Raw genomic sequence first — 16,720 nt, forward strand, 5'->3', positions numbered from 1 at the left:
CATGACGCCGGTTTTTATGAGGACGATTCGATGGCAAAGCAAATCGCGGTAGTAACGGGTGGCATGGGCGGACTGGGCGAGGCGATCAGCATCAAGTTGCATGACGCCGGTTATGCGGTCGTAGTCACCTATTCGCCCGGCAACACCGGTGCGAACGAGTGGCTCGCACGCATGGAAGCCGAGGGACGACAGTTCCGCGCGTATGCGGTCGACGTCGCCGACTACGACTCGTGCGAAAAATGCACGGCGCAGATCAAAGCGGAAGTCGGACCGGTGGACGTTCTGATCAACAACGCCGGTATCACGCGCGACGCCAGCTTCAAAAAACTGGACAAGGTCAATTGGGACGCGGTCATCCGGACCAACCTCGATTCGGTGTTCAACATGACCAAGCCGGTGTGCGACAGCATGGTCGAGCGCGGCTGGGGCCGCATCATCAACGTGTCGTCGATTATCGGTTCCAAGGGCGGGTTCGGCCAGACCAACTATGCCGCGGCGAAGGCCGGCATGCATGGCTTCACGAAATCGCTGGCGCTTGAGGTGGCGAAAAAAGGTGTCACCGTCAACACGATCTCGCCCGGTTATATCGCGACGAAGATGGTGATGGCGGTGCCCGAGGACATCCGCGAGACGAAGATCATTCCGCAGATTCCGGTCGGCCGGCTCGGACAGCCCGACGAAGTCGCCGCGCTCGTGCTGTACCTGTGCTCGCGCGAAGCGGGCTTCGTGACAGGCGCAAATATTGCGATCAACGGAGGGCAACACCTGCAGTGAAGCGGATAAGTCTGCCATGGAGGTTCCGATGAATGAAACAGTGGCAATCGTTGTGGGTTCGTTAGTGCTGGCGATAGCACCCGTGTTCGTCGTGGCTCATTATTACCGGGAGAAAACGCGTCGAAAGCGGCTCAGACAGCTGGATCACCATCATTACTGGCCGCACTGGCGTAACACCCGGCATTGAGCTACCGCGCCCCTTACGCTGCAGTTACCGTACCGGGCGTGATCGCATCCGGGCGCGATGAGTCAGTCCCCATGGCGCAGCTCTGATTTGTCAGTCTGTCGCCATGGCGCTGCCGCCCAGATACGCAGCGCGAACCCGGCTATCCTGCGCCAGTTCCCGGGCAGGGCCGGCGAGCGCGATGCGGCCGCTTTCCAGCACGTAGGCCCGATGAGCGATGCGTAGCGCCTGGCCTGCGTTCTGCTCGACGAGCAGGATCGAGGTGCCTTCGCTGCAGATGTCGGCGATCATGCCGAAGATCACCCGGACCAGCTTCGGCGCCAGTCCCATGGACGGTTCGTCCAGCACGACGACGCGTGGCCGCAGCATCAGGGCGCGTGCGATTGCCAGCATCTGTTGTTCGCCACCGCTGAGCGTGCCCGCCAACTGGCTGCGGCGCTCCCCGAGCCGCGGGAAAGTCCGATAGACCTCGGTCATGCGCCGTTCCAGCAAGGCGCCGTCGGCCCGGATCAGATAACCGCCGAGCCGCAGATTTTCCTCGACTGTCAGCGCCCCGAACATGCGGCGGCCTTCCGGCACATGACCGAGACCCAAGGCCACGATCTGGTGGGCCCGCAATCCGGTGAGCGCGTGCCCAGCCATCACGATCTGTCCCGCACGTGGGCGAATCAGGCCGGAAATGGCGCGTAGCGTAGTGGTCTTGCCCGCGCCGTTGCTGCCGAGCAATGCCACGATCTCACCTTCTGCGACGTCCAGCGATATCCCATGCAGAACCTCTACGTTCCCATAGCTCACGTGCAGATCGCGGATTTCTAGGAGTCCCACAGCGATGTCTCCCCGGCGGCATCGTCGGCCGCTTCGTCTGTCCCGGCTGTACCGAGATAGGCGTCGATCACACGCGGGTCGGCCTGGATCTCGATTGGCGGACCCTCGGCGATGATGACGCCATGGTCCATGACGATGATCCGGTCCGACACGCCCATCACCAGCATCATGTCGTGTTCGATCAGCAGCACCGTCACGCCAAGATCCCGGATACGCCGGATCAATTCCATCAGCGCGTGCTTCTCGGTCGGATTCATCCCTGCCGCCGGCTCGTCCAGCAGCAGGAGATGCGGGTTGCTGGCGAGCGCACGCGCAATCTCCAGCCGCCGTTGATCGCCATAGGGCAGGTCGGCCGCGCGTTCGCCCGCTCGCGGGCCGAGGCCGACGAAGCTGAGCCAGCCGAGGCCTTCTGTCGCGTGATCGGCCGCCTCGGAACGAGCGGAGGGGAGTGCCAGCAGCTCGGCGAGCAACGGCGTTCGGAGCCGATGGTCCATGCCGATCAGCACGTTTTCGAAAGCCGTCATGTTGGCGAACAGGCGAATGCCCTGGAAGGTGCGCGCCATGCCGCAGTGGACGATGCGATGTGGTGCGCCGCCAACCAGCGAGTCGCCGCGCCAGAGAACCTGACCGCCGGTTGGCCGGGTCACGCCGGTGAGACAGTTGAACACCGTGGTCTTGCCGGCGCCGTTCGGACCGATCAGGCTGAGGATCTCGCCGCTGCGCACGGTGAAGCTGACGTCGCCGACCGCCAGCACACCGCCAAAGCGGCGCCGCATGTTGCGCACGTCGAGCAGGATCTCGTCGGTGACCGTCTCCCGGGGCACGGACGCTGCGGTGCCGGCGCCCTCGCGCGGCGGCGCCACGCGGCGCAGCGGCGCCGGCCACAGACCTTGAGGCCGGAGCAGCATCAGGATCACCAACCCGATCGCGAACCCGAAGATGCGCCACAGGTTGAGGAAGCGCAGCATCTCGGGCAGGCCGGCAACGATCACGGCGCCGAGTATCACGCCAGGAATGCTCCCCCGTCCGCCGAGCACGACGATGATCAGGATCGTGACGGACTGCAGATAGGTGAAACCCGTCGGGTCGATGGTCCCGAAGCGCGCGGCGAACAGGCTGCCGCCAAAACCGCCGATCAATGCGCCCATCACATAGGCGAGCAGTTTGACGCGCAGCGTCGGCACGCCTACGGCCTCGGCTGCCGCCTCGTCCTCGCGGATGCTGGTCCAGGCGCGGCCGAGCCGCGACTGGCCGAGCCGGATCGCGAACACGAGCACCAGCACGAGGAACGCGATGCCCAGTTCGTAGACCGCATGGGGCGAGCTGATCTCGTAACCGAACAGGCTGGGGCTGTCGATGCCGTAGATGCCGTTCGGGCCGCCCGTGATCCGCAGGTTGGTGGCAATGATGCGTGTGATCTCGCCGAACCCGAGCGTGACGATCGCCAGGTAGTCGCTGCGCAGGCGCAGGGTGGGGTAGCCGATGACGATGCCCGACGCACCGGCAAACGCGAGGCTGAACGGCAGCGTTTCCCAGAATGAGAAGTGCAACAGCGTTTCCAGCAGTGCCGTCGTGTAGGCGCCGATTGCAAAGAAGGCTGCATAGCCCAGATCCAGCAGCCCGGCATAACCGACCACGATATTCAGCCCGAGGCCGAGGATCGAATAGGTGGCGATGGTCAGGCCGACATCGACGACATAGCTGCTGGCGACAGCCGGCAACGCCACGGCGGCGGCAAGCAGGCCGGCGCCGGCCGCCGGGCGGCGCCAACGCGCTGAAGCCTGCGTCGCGCGCATGGCCTACATCCTCTCGACGACGCGTTCGCCGAACAAGCCGGTCGGCTTGATCACGAGCACGCCGATCAGCACGCCGAACACCAGCACGTCGGTCCACTGCGAGGAGACATAGCCGGCGCCGAAGGCCTCGAGCAGGCCGATCAGGATGCCGCCGGCCATCGCACCCGGGATATTGCCGATGCCGCCGAGCACCGCGGCGGTGAACGCGCGAAGGCCCAGCACGAAGCCCATGAAGAAATTGATCTGCGTGTAGTAGAGCCCCTCCATGACCCCTGCGACGGCGGCCAGCACCGAACCGAGCAGGAAGGTCAGCTGGATCAGCCGTTCGACATTGACGCCCATCAGACGCGCCGCGTCCTGATCGATCGCCAGCGCGCGCATCGCCGTGCCGAGGAACGTGTGATGGACGAAGAAATAAAGCGCGAGCATCAGCGCAAGGCTCACCACGATGATGCCGATCTGCGTGAACGTGACCTGCACACCGTAGAGATCGAATCCTGCTTGGCTGAGCACGTGCGGATAGGTGTTGAAGCCGGCGCCGTAGAGCAGCAGCACGCCGTTCTCCAGCGCGAGAGAAACGCCGAGCGCGGTGATCAGAATCGACAGGCGCGGCGCGCGCAGCAGCGGCTGGTAGGCAAGCCGCTCGATGGCGAGGCCAAGTGCGCCGGTGACCGCCATCGAGGCGACGAGCGCGATCAGCAGTGCCAGCGCGAGTGGCAGGTGCGCCGCGGCAAGCACCGTCAAACCGGTCCAGCCGACGAACGCACCGACCATGAACAGGTCGCCGTGAGCGAAGTTGATCAGCCGGATGATCCCATAGACCATCGTGTAGCCGAGGGCGACGAGGGCATAGAAAGAGCCGGTCGTCAGCCCTTCGACGACGAACTGGAAAAAGGTGCTCATGGCCGGGCGCGGCGCGCGACAGCGCCTACTTCATCGCCACCCAGTGTCCGCTTGCATCGAGCCGCTGGTAAGGCGTGAAATTGCCGCCGCGCACGGTGATGACGATATACACGGCGTTGCTGCGGTCGCCTTTCGGGTTGAAGCCGATCGTCCCGGTGACGCCCTGGTAGTCCGAGATCTTGTGCAGAGCAGCACTGACCGCCGCGGGCGCCGTCGATTTGGCGTTCGCGATTGCCTTTGCGGTGACCCCGACGGCATCGTATTCGTACACGGAATACGGGCCGGGCGCTTGCCCGTAGGCCTTCGTATAGTCGTCGACATAGCCGTGCGCGGCGCTCAGGAACTGCGCCAGCGGCGCCGTGGTGATGACCATGTCGTCGGCCGCGGGGCCGGCGGTTTTCATCAGCGTGGGGTCGTTGGTGGCGTCGCCGCCCATCAGCGTCATCTTCAGGCCCAGTTGCCGTGCCTCCTTCACCATCAGGCCGGCTTCGGCGAAATAGCCGGTGTAATAGATCACGTCCGGCTTCAGTGAGGCGACTTTGGTCAGCGTCGGCGAGTAGTCCATCTGGCCGGGCGTGATCGCATCGTCGTAGACGACATCGACGCCGTTCTTCTTCAGGGCTTCCACCGTGTTGTCGGCGAGGCCCTTGGAATAGGTCGTGTTGTCGTTGATGACCGCCGCACGTTTCGCGTGCAGGAAGTTCTTGATGAAGTTGGCCGCGAACGGGCCCTGCTCGTCGTCACGGCCGATCGTGCGGAACACGTTCTGGTAGCCCATCTCGGTCAGTTTGGGATTGGTCGAGGCGTCCAACACGTAGGGAATGCCGACGCGGTGAAATGTCGTCAATTCCGGCAGCGCCGCGCTGGAGCAGTAACCGCCGGCCACGGCGGCAACGCCTGCATCGACGAGTTTCTGCGCCGCTTGCACCGCTGTCTGCGCGTCGCAAGCGTCGTCTTCCGGCACCAGTTCGATCTGCTTGCCGAGCACGCCGCCGGCCGCATTGATTTTGGCGGCGGCCAGCTTGGCGCCGTTGACGATGTCCTGGCCGGCATTGGCGCTGCTGCCCGACAGCGGCGCGGGCACGCCGATCTTGATGGTGGCGCCCTGGCTAAGCGCCAGACCGGGGACCGTGCCGGCGAGCACGGCCAGAGCGGCCAGAGCCGCGATTGTGGTTCGCCGCAAGACGGGAACTGTACCCGGCGTGCCATTCTTCTGAGCAATCATGTTAGAGACTCCTTATTGTGAAAGGGATCGAAGCGATCCGCCACCCGGATGGACCGGTGACATCAGAAAACGGACGAAAACGTGCGTTCGTGTGCAACGCATGACCTGCTGGATCAACGGCTTGTCTGGCGGGCTCATCGCCGCGCCGTCACGAAAGTGCTCCTTTCATGATAGGTCTCGCCGGACATTGGACGGGATAGGGTATCCGCGTATAAACCACCATTCGAAGTGTCGCCGGCACTATATTTGAAGAATGGGCTGCTCTGCATGGGGCTGGAGTCACGCATGAAAAGTGTTGTGCTGGGGGGCGGAATCGCGGGCGTCACGGCCGCCTGGTACCTCGCGAAAGAGGGCCGCGAGGTCACGGTGATCGACCGCCAGCCGGGTGTCGCGCTCGAGACCAGTTTTGCCAACGCCGGGTTGGTCGCGCCGGGACATTCGTATACCTGGGCGTCTCCGCGTGCGCCGAAAATCCTGCTGAAGTCGCTTTTCGTCGAAGGCCAAGCGCTGCGGCTCAAGCTCAACGCGGACCCGCAGATGTGGATCTGGTGCCTCCAGTTCCTGCGAAACTGCACGGCGGCACGCTCCCGCGTGAACACGACGCGCAAGGTCAGGCTCTGCCGCTACGCGCAAACGCAACTGCAACAGCTGAGCGCCGCCGAGAACCTGCAATACGACCGCCTCAGCCGTGGCCTGCTGTATCTCTATCGCGACGAAGCGTCTTTCGCGCGAGGCACGCAGAACATGTCGATCCTCAAGGACAACGGCCTGCCGCTCGAAACGCTCGACGCGGCGCAAGTTGCCGCGCGGGAGCCGGCGCTTGGCGCCGCGCGTGACAGGATTGCCGGCGCAATCTATTGCCCGACCGACGAAAGCGGCGACGCGCACCTGTTCACCCGCGCCCTGAAGACAGCGTGCGAACGCCTTGGCGTGCGTTTCGAATTCGACTCGCCGATCAGCGCAATCGAAGCGTCCGGCGACCGGATAGTCGGCGTGCATACGCCGGCAGGACTCGTGCGCGGTGATGAGTTCGTGCTGGCGCTCGGTTCCTGGTCGCCAATTCTCGCGCGTCGCCTGGGTTATCGGCTACCGGTGTATCCGGTAAAGGGCTACTCGGCCACTTTTCCGGTCGGGCCGGATCACCGTCCGCCGGATCTCGGCGGCGTCGATGAGAACCACCTCGTGGCGTGGGCGCGTTTTGGCCAGCGGCTGCGCTTTACGGCAACCGCCGAGTTCGCCGGCTATGACACCCGCCATACACCCGCCGACTTCACGACCATGCTGCAGACCGCCCGCGAGCTGTTCCCCGGCGGCGCCGACTATGACAGCCCGTCCTACTGGGCCGGTTTGCGCCCGATGACGCCGGAGGGTACGCCGTTGATCGGCCGCACGCGTCACAGGAACCTGTATCTGAACACCGGGCACGGACATATGGGGTGGACGATGTCGTGCGGCACCGCGAAACTGCTGGCCGACATCATGGCGGGTCGCCAACCCGAGATCGACATGACAGGGATGACACTGAAATGAGCACGCATGCACGGCAGGACGACACCTACGCAAGACTCGAATTCAGTCTGGACGATGGCATCTGCCGGCGTGCCGCCATTGGCCTCGTGGTGCTCGCCACCGATCATACGATCGAACACGAATGGCGCAAGCTGCTGACGCAGGATGGCGTGGCGTTCTACGAAAGCCGCGTGTACAACTCGGCGGACATCACGCCCGAACGGCTGATGGAAATGGACGCGCTCATCGCGCCCGCAGTGGCGCTGATTCGCCCAGCCGAGCGGATCGATGTCGTGGCGTTCGGCTGCACGTCGGCATCGATGGTCATCGGCGAGGAAAACGTGTTCGCGCGCATCCGTGAAGCGCGTCCCGGCGTCGCATGCACCACGCCGATCACCGCTGCGCTCGCTGCGTTGCGCGCGCTCGGCGTGCAGCGCGCCGCACTGTTGACGCCCTATGTGCGTGCGATCAACGACACCATGCGCGACTACATCGAGGCGCGGGGTATCGGCGTCACGCGTATGGCGTCGTTCGAGCACGCGAACGACAACGAAGTCGCGCGGATCGACGCTGCGTCCCTGCGAGCCGCCGTCGAGCACCTTGCGCAGAATGCCGACGTGGACGCTGTTTTCGTGTCGTGCACGAGCTTGCGCATCGCCGGGCTCATTCCGGAACTCGAGGCAAGGATCGGCAAGCCGGTGATATCGAGCAACTTCGCGATGGCCTGGCACGCGTTGCGCCTCGCTGGTGTGGCGGACGGCGAGCCGCATCTGGGGAGGTTGTTTGCGCTTTGATCGTAGATAAGGTGCGAGACCTGGACGCGGTCAGAGCAAACCGGATTGCGCCGATCAGTGCTATGAAGCGGGCAGGACTGAAAATGCGGACCACGTCACTTCCCTGCCTCCGTATTAGCCGTGACGACCGCGACGTGCGCGATGCCCGCGTGGCCGATTTGGGCGAGCAGATTTGCAACGGCGCCGAAGGATTGGCTTTGATCCGAACGCAGATTCGCCACCGTCCGGTCACTCTTCGCTGCGATACGGCGCAGCGTCGGCTCCAGTTGGTCCGCAGCGACGTTGCGGCCGTCGATCGCGAGCTTGCCATGCGCATCGAGGCTGACCGTCACCGCATGATCGCGCGCTTCGGCAGCGCTCGCGGCAACCTTCGGCAGATCGATATGCAGCACGTGGGTCAACATGGGCGCCATCACCAGAAGAATCACGACCAGCACCAGCATCACGTCGACAAGCGGCGTCACGTTGATTTCGGCGAGCGGCTCGTCGGTGTCTTTTGCGCTCGAACGGGGCATCATGAGCGCACCTCCGCCTGAGCGCCCGGCATCGCCGTCGTGGCGGCCACAGCAGTGTTTAAGCCGACGTGAAAACCGTTGCGTTGCGCAAGGTTGACGAGTTCGGTCGCGTAATCTTCCAGATCGGCGATCGTGACGCGAACGCGGCGCACAAAGAGGTTGTAGGCGAGCACCGCGGGAATGGCGACGGCGATCCCGATGCCGGTGGCGCTCAGCGCCTGCCCGACCGGACCGGCGATGCCTTCGATCCCGCTCGCGCTGCCCACGGCGACCGCGTGCAGCGCGTGGATGATGCCGAACACCGTGCCGAACAGCCCGATGAACGGCGCGGTATTGGCGATCGATGCCAGCAGCGTCAAGCCGCTTTCGAGCGCCCGCCGCTCCCTCTGGATCTGCTGGTTCAGGAATCGCTCGAGCAGTTCGTGGCGGTCCCAGGCCGCGAGTTGCGCAGTTGTCGCCGATGTCTGCGCGGTAGCCGCTCCCGACAACGCGGCAAAACCGGCGTGCGCCACGCGCGCCTTTGAACCCGCCGACGTGTGTGACTGGCTGCCGAGGGTGCCGGCCGGATCGCGCTCGGCCGTGCTCCAGAACAGGGCGGTGAAGCGCCGGTTTTCAGAAGCGAGGCGCCAGTACCCGAAGCCTTTGTACAGAATCAGTAACCACGTCAGCAGCGAACAGGCGGCGAGCAGGAAAAACGAAGCATCGACGACGAGCAGTGTGGCGAAATCGGACATATTCATGGCCTCAGGTTCCAAGTTTGAAGTCGATGGGTACCTGGACCCATTCGTCGATCGCCTGATTGCCGCGACGGGCCGGCGCAAAATGCCAGCCGGTCACGGCTTCGAGCGCGGCATCGTCGAGCGACGCATGCCCGCTAGATGACGCGAGTCCGACCTGGTCCGGCCGGCCGTTCGCCAGCACATGGACCCGGAGCAACACGGTGCCTTGCCAGCCGCGTTGCTGAGCGACACCGGGATAGGCCGGCGGCGGGTTGTGCAGGTAAGCGGCGCCGAAGCTGGGTTCGGTGAGCGGTTCTGGTGCCGGCGGGGCGTCCGGTAATTTTGCGGCCGATGTGTTCGGCGTTTCGGGATCGGCGTGCGTGGCGCTCGCCTGAGCAATCGCACTCGCGGGTTGCGGCTTCGACACGTTGTCCGGAGCCGTCCTCGCGAGCGGCTTCGATTGCGAAGCTTGATCTGTACTTTTCGCGGCGGCCACATCTCTCGCGCGGTGTGGCGTGATGGCGCGATGTGGCGCCGGCGATGCCCCGCGTGGCGGCAGGCTACTGGCGAAACCTGCGGATTGCGGTGAAGTCGGCACCGGTGCGGGTGCCGGTGCCGGTACGGCAGCACGTACGTCGAACTGCAGATCCAACGCGTGCGGCGCCGTGAGTTGCTGATTCTCCACGGACACGCGCCACGCCTTCAGCGCAATCACACAATGCACGGCAAGCACGACCAGCGCGACGGCATGAACGCGCGTTCTCCGAAGATCGTCGAATGCGCCGATGGTTTGCGGCGGCAGTCGGCACACACCAACGTGCACCGGCGGATTCACCGCCGCTGCGAGATGCAGGCTGCGCATCCTGCGCCGTGTTGCGTGCGCACTGTTCAGCGTCGAAGTGTTCATGCATGCCATTTCCAGGTTCCGATTGCCATTCGGCTCGCAACATGCGTGCCGGTCGTGAGGACACGTATGCCGTCCTGTTTCGCGCAAGTGCGCTTCGGGGGTGTCCGGTTGCTGTCCTCGTTCGGAACATCGCTGTACCAATTCGACACAGGTGTCACGTGAGCCGATGCAAGCGCGGTAGAGCGTGCGTCATCGAATGATGTCGACGCCCGGCATCGATGTTGCTTGGAACAGGCGTCGCAGGAACTGCGGCCAAGAACATACCGCGCACGGCCACGATGCCGATACGCGCCGGAGGAGACAATGAACTACTCGCATCGCGAGGATTGGCGGCGCACGCGTATCGCCGCCGCCATAGCGGGCATGCTCGCGATGGCCCACGGCACCTGCGCGGTGGCGCAAGGCGAGCCGGCGTCGCAGACACAACCATTGCCTTCCCAACTGCTGCCGGTCGTGACCGTGGTCGGCACGGCGCCGCTGACCGGGCTCGGCATGCCGCTCACCGAAGTGCCTGCGGCCGTGCAGATCGTCGGCGCGAAGGACATCGAAGCGCAGCATCCGAATACCATCACGGCATACCTTGAACAGAACCTCACGAGCGTGACGCTCAATTCGAGTCAGGGCAACCCGTATCAGCCGGACGTCAACTATCGCGGCTTTACTGCTTCGCCGCTGCTGGGCACACCGCAGGGCTTGTCGGTGTTCCAGGACGGCGTGCGGATCAACGAACCGTTCGGCGACGTGGTCAACTGGGACTTGCTCGCGCAATCGGCGATCGAACGCATCGAAGTGATGCCGGGGTCCAATCCGCTGTTCGGCTTGAACACCTTAGGCGGCGCAATCGCGATCACCACGAAGAACGGCCGCGATAACGCCGGCGGCAGCGTCGAAGTGGAGGGCGGTTCGTTCGCGCGCAGGAGCGTGGTGTTCACGCAAGGCGGCCAGCACGGACACTTCGACTATTTCGTCACCGCCAACGACGAAGCCGATCGGGGTTGGGCCGACCACAACTCCAGCCGCGTGAAGCAACTGTTCGGCAAGGTGGGTTACACGGACGCGCGCAGCACCGTCGAACTGAGCCTCACCGCAGCCGACAACCAGTTGCAGGGAACGCAGACCATTCCGCGCTCGTTTCTCGACAATCCTCGCCAGGCCTACACGTATCCCGATGAGAACCAGAATCGCGCGATCATGCTGAACCTGTCGGGCAAGCATGACTTCAGCGATGCGTTGCAGTTCTCCGGCAACGTGTACTACCGGCACTACAACAACGACAACGTCAGCAGCAACGTCAACGGCGATTACGGTTCCATCGATCCGGCGACGGGCGCGATCGATACCGTGCCCGCGCACAACGCGCACTCCGTGATCTCGCAGGACAGCTATGGATTCGCATTGCAATTGAGCGTCACCGGCAAAGTGGCGGGGATGGACCATCAGTTGATGGCGGGCGTCAGCGGCGATTTTGCCAACGCCCGCTTCACGCAATACACGCAAGATGCGCAGTTCACCGCGGATCGCCAGACGGTCGGCACCGACGGCTACACGTTGCAAACCGACGCATCGACACGCAACAGCAATCTCGGGGTGTTCGTCACCGACACGCTTTCGTTGACCCGCACGATCGCGTTGACGGCCTCCGCGCGCTACAACCACACTAGCGTCGACATCGAGGATCGCAGCGGCATGCAGCCGTTGCTGAATGGCTCGCACCGTTTTTCGCGGATCAATCCGGCACTGGGCGTGACGTATAACCCGGTTTCCTGGCTGACGGCTTATGCGAACTACAGCGAAGGCATGCGCACGCCGACCGCCATCGAGCTGGCCTGCGCCGACCCGGCTGCGCCTTGCTCGCTGCCCAACGATTTCATCGCCGATCCGGCGCTCAAACCGGTCGTGTCGCGCACCTTCGAAGCGGGCGCACGCGGCACGCTGTCGTCGTCGGTTCATTGGAGTGCGGCGTTGTTCCGCACCGATCTTCACGACGACATTGCGTTTATCAGCAGCAATGGGGCGTCGACATCGACGGGATATTTCCAGAACGTCGGCACCACGCGGCGGCAAGGTGTCGAAATCAACGCGCGCGCGCAGACAGGGCCACTTGCCGTGAGCGCGGGCTACACCTATCTGCGCGCGACGTATCAAAGCAGCTTTGTCGAGCGGAGCGCGAGCAATTCGAGCGCCAATGCGCAAGGCAACATCACGGTGAATCCCGGTGACCGGATTCCCGGCATGCCGCAGAACACGCTGAAGCTGCGTCTGGACTATGCGGCTACCGCAAAATGGAATGTCGGCGGCAACGTGTCGTATCGCAGCTCGATCTTCGCTCGCGGTGACGAGAACAACCAGGATGGCAACGGGCGCATCGCGGGCTATATGATCGTCGACCTGGATACGACCTATCAGGTAACGAAGCAATTGCAGTTGTTCGCGCACGTGAACAATCTGTTCGACAAGCGCTACGCCGACTTCGGCGTGCTCGGGCAGAATTTCTTCAATGGAGCTGGCCGTTCGTTCTCGGCCGATGCTGCGACCAACGAACAGTTTCTCGGGATGGGAGCGCCGCGTGGGGTATGGGTGGGCTTGCGGTATGCGTGGAAGTAGAGCGGAATGGTCTGCGGTGTGCGGCTGACGGCAAACGGCAAGCAAACGAAACGTCTGGAGCGGCCCTCACGCCGCTCCAGACCAGGCTGCGTTAGAAGAAACCCAACGGCTGCTGGCTATAGCTGACGAGCAGGTTCTTGGTCTGCTGATAGTGGTCGAGCATCATCTTGTGATTTTCGCGGCCAATGCCCGATTGCTTGTAGCCGCCGAATGCCGCATGCGCCGGATACGCGTGATAGCAGTTGGTCCACACGCGGCCCGCCTGAATCTGCCGGCCGAAGCGATAAGCACGCGTACCGTCGCGCGTCCACACGCCGGCGCCAAGACCGTAGAGCGTATCGTTGGCGATCTCCAGGGCTTCCTCTTCCGTCTTGAACGTCGTGACCGACACCACCGGCCCGAAGATTTCTTCCTGGAAGATGCGCATCTTGTTGTGGCCGCGGAACACCGTCGGCTTCACGTAGTAGCCCTTGCTCAGTTCGCCGTCGAGCGTATTGCGTTCGCCGCCGATCAGACACTCGGCGCCTTCCTGCTTGCCGAGATCGACATACGAGAGGATCTTTTCGAGCTGTTCCTGCGAGGCTTGCGCGCCGATCATCGTTTTCGTATCGAGCGGATGCCCCTGCGTGATCGCGGCAACGCGCTTCAACGCACGTTCCATGAAGCGGTCGTAAATCTTTTCGTCGACCAGCACGCGCGACGGGCACGTGCACACTTCACCCTGATTCAGCGCGAACATCGCGAAGCCTTCGAGCGCCTTGTCGAAGTAGCCATCGTCCTGGTCCATCACGTCGGCAAAGAAAATGTTCGGGCTCTTGCCGCCGAGTTCGAGCGTCACCGGAATGATGTTCTGGCTCGCGTACTGCATGATCAGGCGGCCCGTGGTCGTCTCGCCGGTGAAGGCGATCTTCGCGATGCGCTTGCTCGATGCCAGCGGCTTGCCGGCCTCGAGGCCAAAACCGTTGACCACGTTCAACACGCCCGGCGGCAGCAGGTCCTGGATCAGCTCGATCAGCACCAGGATCGACGCAGGCGTCTGCTCGGCAGGCTTGAGCACGATGCAGTTCCCCGCAGCGAGCGCAGGCGCGACCTTCCACACCGCCATCAGGATCGGGAAATTCCACGGAATGATCTGACCGACCACGCCGAGCGGCTCATGGAAATGATAGGCCACCGTATCCGCATCGATCTCGGAGATCGAACCTTCCTGTGCGCGGATACAGCCGGCGAAATAGCGGAAGTGATCGATCGCCAGCGGAATGTCGGCGGCGAGCGTTTCGCGTAGCGGCTTGCCGTTGTCGATGGTTTCGGCGACCGCGATCCGCGACAGGTTTTGCTCCATGCGGTCCGCGATGCGATTCAGGATATTCGCGCGCACGCCCGGCGCGGTATCGGCCCACGCCTTGCGGGCGCGGTGAGCCGCATCGAGCGCGAGTTCGATATCTTCTTCCGTCGAGCGGGGAATCGACGTGAAGGGTTCGCCGGTAATCGGCGACACGTTGTCGAAGTATTCGCCGTGCACCGGGGGCACCCATTCGCCGCCGATGAAATTGGCGTACTGGCGCGCATACGGAAATTCGACATCGAGAAACTGCATATCTGCGTGATTCATGCTGGACTCCTCCAATGATTGTGTAGCGGGTGTCGATGGAGAAAGCATGCGTTGCTTCCACGCATCCGCAGTGCTGACGCTCTTCATCGTGCGAAGCGTTCAGCGAGAAGCGTGCCATTCGATCGTGGCCACATCGCGATAGGTGGCAGTCGCATAGGAATGCCGTGCTCCGCGTGCGGTGGACCCATCGCGGCGAGTGGATCGAGCGCGTGTCGTTTAATCCGCCCGCGCAGCAACTGTCACTTTTAGCAACACATTCCTGCTCGACTGCGCCAGCGTGCAACACCGGTTGTCATGCCGCGGGAGCCGTTCGACAGCGCAGCCGTGCCCGTCCTTCGTGAGCCGCTACGGCTGGCGGCGAGGTGACTGCCAATGGCACGCGACTTGCCTTGAATGGTCTGCAGCCAGTCTGCGTTCACTAGACGATGGCGCCGCCGCACGGCTTCGCGTCGATAACTCAACAGCAACCATGTTGCATGGGACCGGAGTAAGCCGTTAAAGCGGCAACTCCGGTCGACACAACCATGTTGCATGGGACCGGAGTAAGCCGCTAAAGCGGCAACTCCGGTCGACACAGGAGACAAGGATGAAAGCACGTTTAACTTCGGCGATGCGGCCCACGACGCTTGCGATCGGCGTGGCCGCCGCGGTCAGTCTGGTATTCGGGTCGGCTGCCGCAGCCGGCGACTATCCCGCCGTCACCTACGAGCGCTTGACAGCCGCGCAAAGCGATCCAGGTTGGCTCACCTATTACCGTACCTATAACGGCCAGGCGCATTCGCCGCTCAAGCAGATCGACGCGGCCAACGTCAAGAATCTCAAACAGGTGTGGAGCTACAAGTTTCCTGCGGATCTGCAGCAGGGTTTCGAAGCCACACCGATCGTCAATGGCCGCTACCTGTTCGTGACCACGCCGAAAGACAACGTGTACGCGTTCGACTCCGTGACCGGCAAGCAACTCTGGAAGTTCGAACCCAAGCTCGGCGCGGAATCGTTCAAGACTGCCTGTTGCGACGTGATCAACCGCGGGGTGGCGTTGTACGGCAAGAACGTCTACGTCGCGATGTTGAGCGGCGACGTCGTCGCGCTCGACGCGCAGACAGGCGCACTTGCCTGGCGCAAGCAGATGTTCGAGCCGGGTCTGGGCTACGCGTTCTCCCTTGCGCCGCTCGCGCTCGACGGCGCCCTGGTGGTGGGCAGCGCAGGCGGGGAATACGGCGCGCGCGGCTTCATCGCGGCGTTGAATCCCGACGATGGCAGCGTGCTGTGGAAGCGCTTTACGGTGCCCGCGGCCGGCGAGAAGGGCAGCGACACGTGGCCGAACGGCATGCAGGACCACGGCGGCGCACCTGCGTGGCTGACCGGCACCTATGACGCCGCCTCGAAAACGCTCTACTGGGGCGTCGGCAACCCCGGACCGTGGCTCGCCGATCTGCGGCCGGGCGACAACCTCTACTCCGACTCGCTGCTCGCGCTCGATCCGAAAACCGGCAACCTCAAATGGCATTACCAGTACACGAAACATGACACGTGGGATTACGACGGCGTCAATACACCGGTGCTCGCCACGATCAAGTACCAGGACAAGGAGTACGACGCGATCATCCACGCGGACCGCAACGGCTTTTTCCACGCGATCGATCGCGGCACCGGCAAGCTGATCTACGCGAAGCCCTTCGTCACGGCAACTTCGGTCACCGGCTATACGGCGGACGGCTCGCCGATCCAGGATGCGTCGAAATATCCGAAGGCCGGCACGACGATCGAGACCTGTCCGAGCTTCCTCGGCGGCAAGAACTGGTGGTCGGTTTCATACGATCCGGACAAGCATCTTGCGATCGTTCCCGCGTTGCATGCATGCATGTCGCTGTCCGGCAAGTCGGTGAACTATATGGAGGGGCTGCCGTACCTCGGCGAAGGGTTCGAAATCAAGCCGGAGCCAGGCAGTAAGGGTTATGGTGAACTGCAAGCGATAGATGTCAATACCGGCAAGAAGGTCTGGAGTCACTGGAGCAAGCTGCCGTGGAATGGCGGCGTAGCGACCACTGCGGGTGGCATTGCTTTTAGCGGCTCGCTCGACGGCCATCTGTACGCGTTCGACGAGGCGACCGGCAAGGTGCTGTGGCAAAGCCCGAAACTCGCCAGCGGGATCGTCGCTCAACCGTCGGTGTTCGAGGTCGATGGCAAGGAGTATGTCGCCATCCTCGCCGGTTACGGCGGCGCGAACCCGATCTGGGGCGGTCCGATGGCGAAGGCGGCGGAAAAAGTTCCACGCGGCGGCACGCTGTACGTGTTCGCGCTCAACCACGGCTGATGTTCACCTGGCTGCCGCGCCCCGTTTGCCCTGCGCACA

The 16,720-nt window shown here is 63.5% G+C and carries 13 protein-coding genes; 5 read left to right on the top strand and 8 right to left on the bottom strand.

Translation table 11 applies throughout. The annotated features are described in order from the left end of the window. Positions 1 to 30 precede the first annotated feature (30 nt). Positions 31 to 774: an acetoacetyl-CoA reductase gene (gene phbB, locus SB772_RS03225; protein WP_410831845.1), complete on the top strand. Its 744-nt coding sequence runs from the start codon at positions 31 to 33 to the stop codon at positions 772 to 774. A 277-nt stretch (positions 775 to 1,051) separates the two neighbouring features. Here the strand turns inward: phbB and SB772_RS03230 are convergent, their stop codons facing one another. From SB772_RS03230 to SB772_RS03245, 4 genes are read right to left on the bottom strand one after another with little or no spacing between them, the layout of a single operon-like run. After that, on the bottom strand, positions 1,052 to 1,783 hold the full coding sequence (locus tag SB772_RS03230) for an ABC transporter ATP-binding protein (RefSeq protein ID WP_410831846.1): 732 nt from the start codon (positions 1,781 to 1,783) through the stop codon (positions 1,052 to 1,054). After that, positions 1,771 to 3,579 (bottom strand): ABC transporter permease subunit, encoded by a 1,809-nt coding sequence (locus SB772_RS03235; RefSeq protein ID WP_410831847.1) that lies wholly within the window; start codon positions 3,577 to 3,579, stop codon positions 1,771 to 1,773. The genes SB772_RS03230 and SB772_RS03235 overlap by 13 nt, the downstream gene beginning before the upstream one ends. 3 nt (positions 3,580 to 3,582) lie before the next feature. Further along, a complete protein-coding gene (locus SB772_RS03240) occupies positions 3,583 to 4,482 on the bottom strand; it encodes a branched-chain amino acid ABC transporter permease (RefSeq protein WP_410831848.1) in 900 nt (299 codons plus the stop codon). A gap of 25 nt (positions 4,483 to 4,507) precedes the next feature. Continuing rightward, positions 4,508 to 5,707, bottom strand: coding sequence for a branched-chain amino acid ABC transporter substrate-binding protein (locus tag SB772_RS03245; protein WP_410831849.1), 1,200 nt, complete (start codon positions 5,705 to 5,707; stop codon positions 4,508 to 4,510). A 285-nt stretch (positions 5,708 to 5,992) separates the two neighbouring features. Here SB772_RS03245 and SB772_RS03250 point away from each other — a divergent pair, with 285 nt between their 5' ends. Both SB772_RS03250 and SB772_RS03255 read left to right on the top strand, forming a co-directional pair. Continuing rightward, a complete protein-coding gene (locus SB772_RS03250) occupies positions 5,993 to 7,237 on the top strand; it encodes a D-amino acid dehydrogenase (RefSeq protein WP_410831850.1) in 1,245 nt (414 codons plus the stop codon). Then, on the top strand, positions 7,234 to 8,010 hold the full coding sequence (locus tag SB772_RS03255) for an aspartate/glutamate racemase family protein (protein WP_410831851.1): 777 nt from the start codon (positions 7,234 to 7,236) through the stop codon (positions 8,008 to 8,010). Before SB772_RS03250 ends, SB772_RS03255 begins: the two co-directional genes overlap by 4 nt. 95 nt (positions 8,011 to 8,105) lie before the next feature. Here SB772_RS03255 and SB772_RS03260 read toward each other — a convergent pair whose 3' ends face one another. The 3 genes from SB772_RS03260 to SB772_RS03270 are packed head-to-tail and all read right to left on the bottom strand — an operon-like array spanning position 8,106 to position 10,151. Beyond that, a complete protein-coding gene (locus SB772_RS03260) occupies positions 8,106 to 8,528 on the bottom strand; it encodes an ExbD/TolR family protein (RefSeq protein WP_410831852.1) in 423 nt (140 codons plus the stop codon). Next, positions 8,525 to 9,265 (bottom strand): MotA/TolQ/ExbB proton channel family protein, encoded by a 741-nt coding sequence (locus SB772_RS03265; protein WP_410831853.1) that lies wholly within the window; start codon positions 9,263 to 9,265, stop codon positions 8,525 to 8,527. The genes SB772_RS03260 and SB772_RS03265 overlap by 4 nt, the downstream gene beginning before the upstream one ends. Positions 9,266 to 9,269: 4 nt before the next feature. Then, positions 9,270 to 10,151: a TonB family protein gene (locus tag SB772_RS03270; RefSeq protein ID WP_410831854.1), complete on the bottom strand. Its 882-nt coding sequence runs from the start codon at positions 10,149 to 10,151 to the stop codon at positions 9,270 to 9,272. 303 nt (positions 10,152 to 10,454) lie between these two features. On the opposite strand from SB772_RS03270, the gene SB772_RS03275 reads away from it, so the two are divergent. Then, a complete protein-coding gene (locus SB772_RS03275) occupies positions 10,455 to 12,755 on the top strand; it encodes a TonB-dependent receptor (protein WP_410831855.1) in 2,301 nt (766 codons plus the stop codon). A 91-nt stretch (positions 12,756 to 12,846) separates the two neighbouring features. Here SB772_RS03275 and adh read toward each other — a convergent pair whose 3' ends face one another. Further along, positions 12,847 to 14,367, bottom strand: coding sequence for an aldehyde dehydrogenase (gene adh, locus SB772_RS03280; protein WP_410831856.1), 1,521 nt, complete (start codon positions 14,365 to 14,367; stop codon positions 12,847 to 12,849). A 586-nt stretch (positions 14,368 to 14,953) separates the two neighbouring features. On the opposite strand from adh, the gene SB772_RS03285 reads away from it, so the two are divergent. After that, positions 14,954 to 16,681 (top strand): methanol/ethanol family PQQ-dependent dehydrogenase, encoded by a 1,728-nt coding sequence (locus SB772_RS03285; RefSeq protein ID WP_410831857.1) that lies wholly within the window; start codon positions 14,954 to 14,956, stop codon positions 16,679 to 16,681. The last annotated feature ends 39 nt before the right edge of the window (positions 16,682 to 16,720 follow it).

Source organism: Paraburkholderia sp. SIMBA_030, assembly GCF_046535245.1.
Lineage (GTDB): Bacteria > Pseudomonadota > Gammaproteobacteria > Burkholderiales > Burkholderiaceae > Paraburkholderia.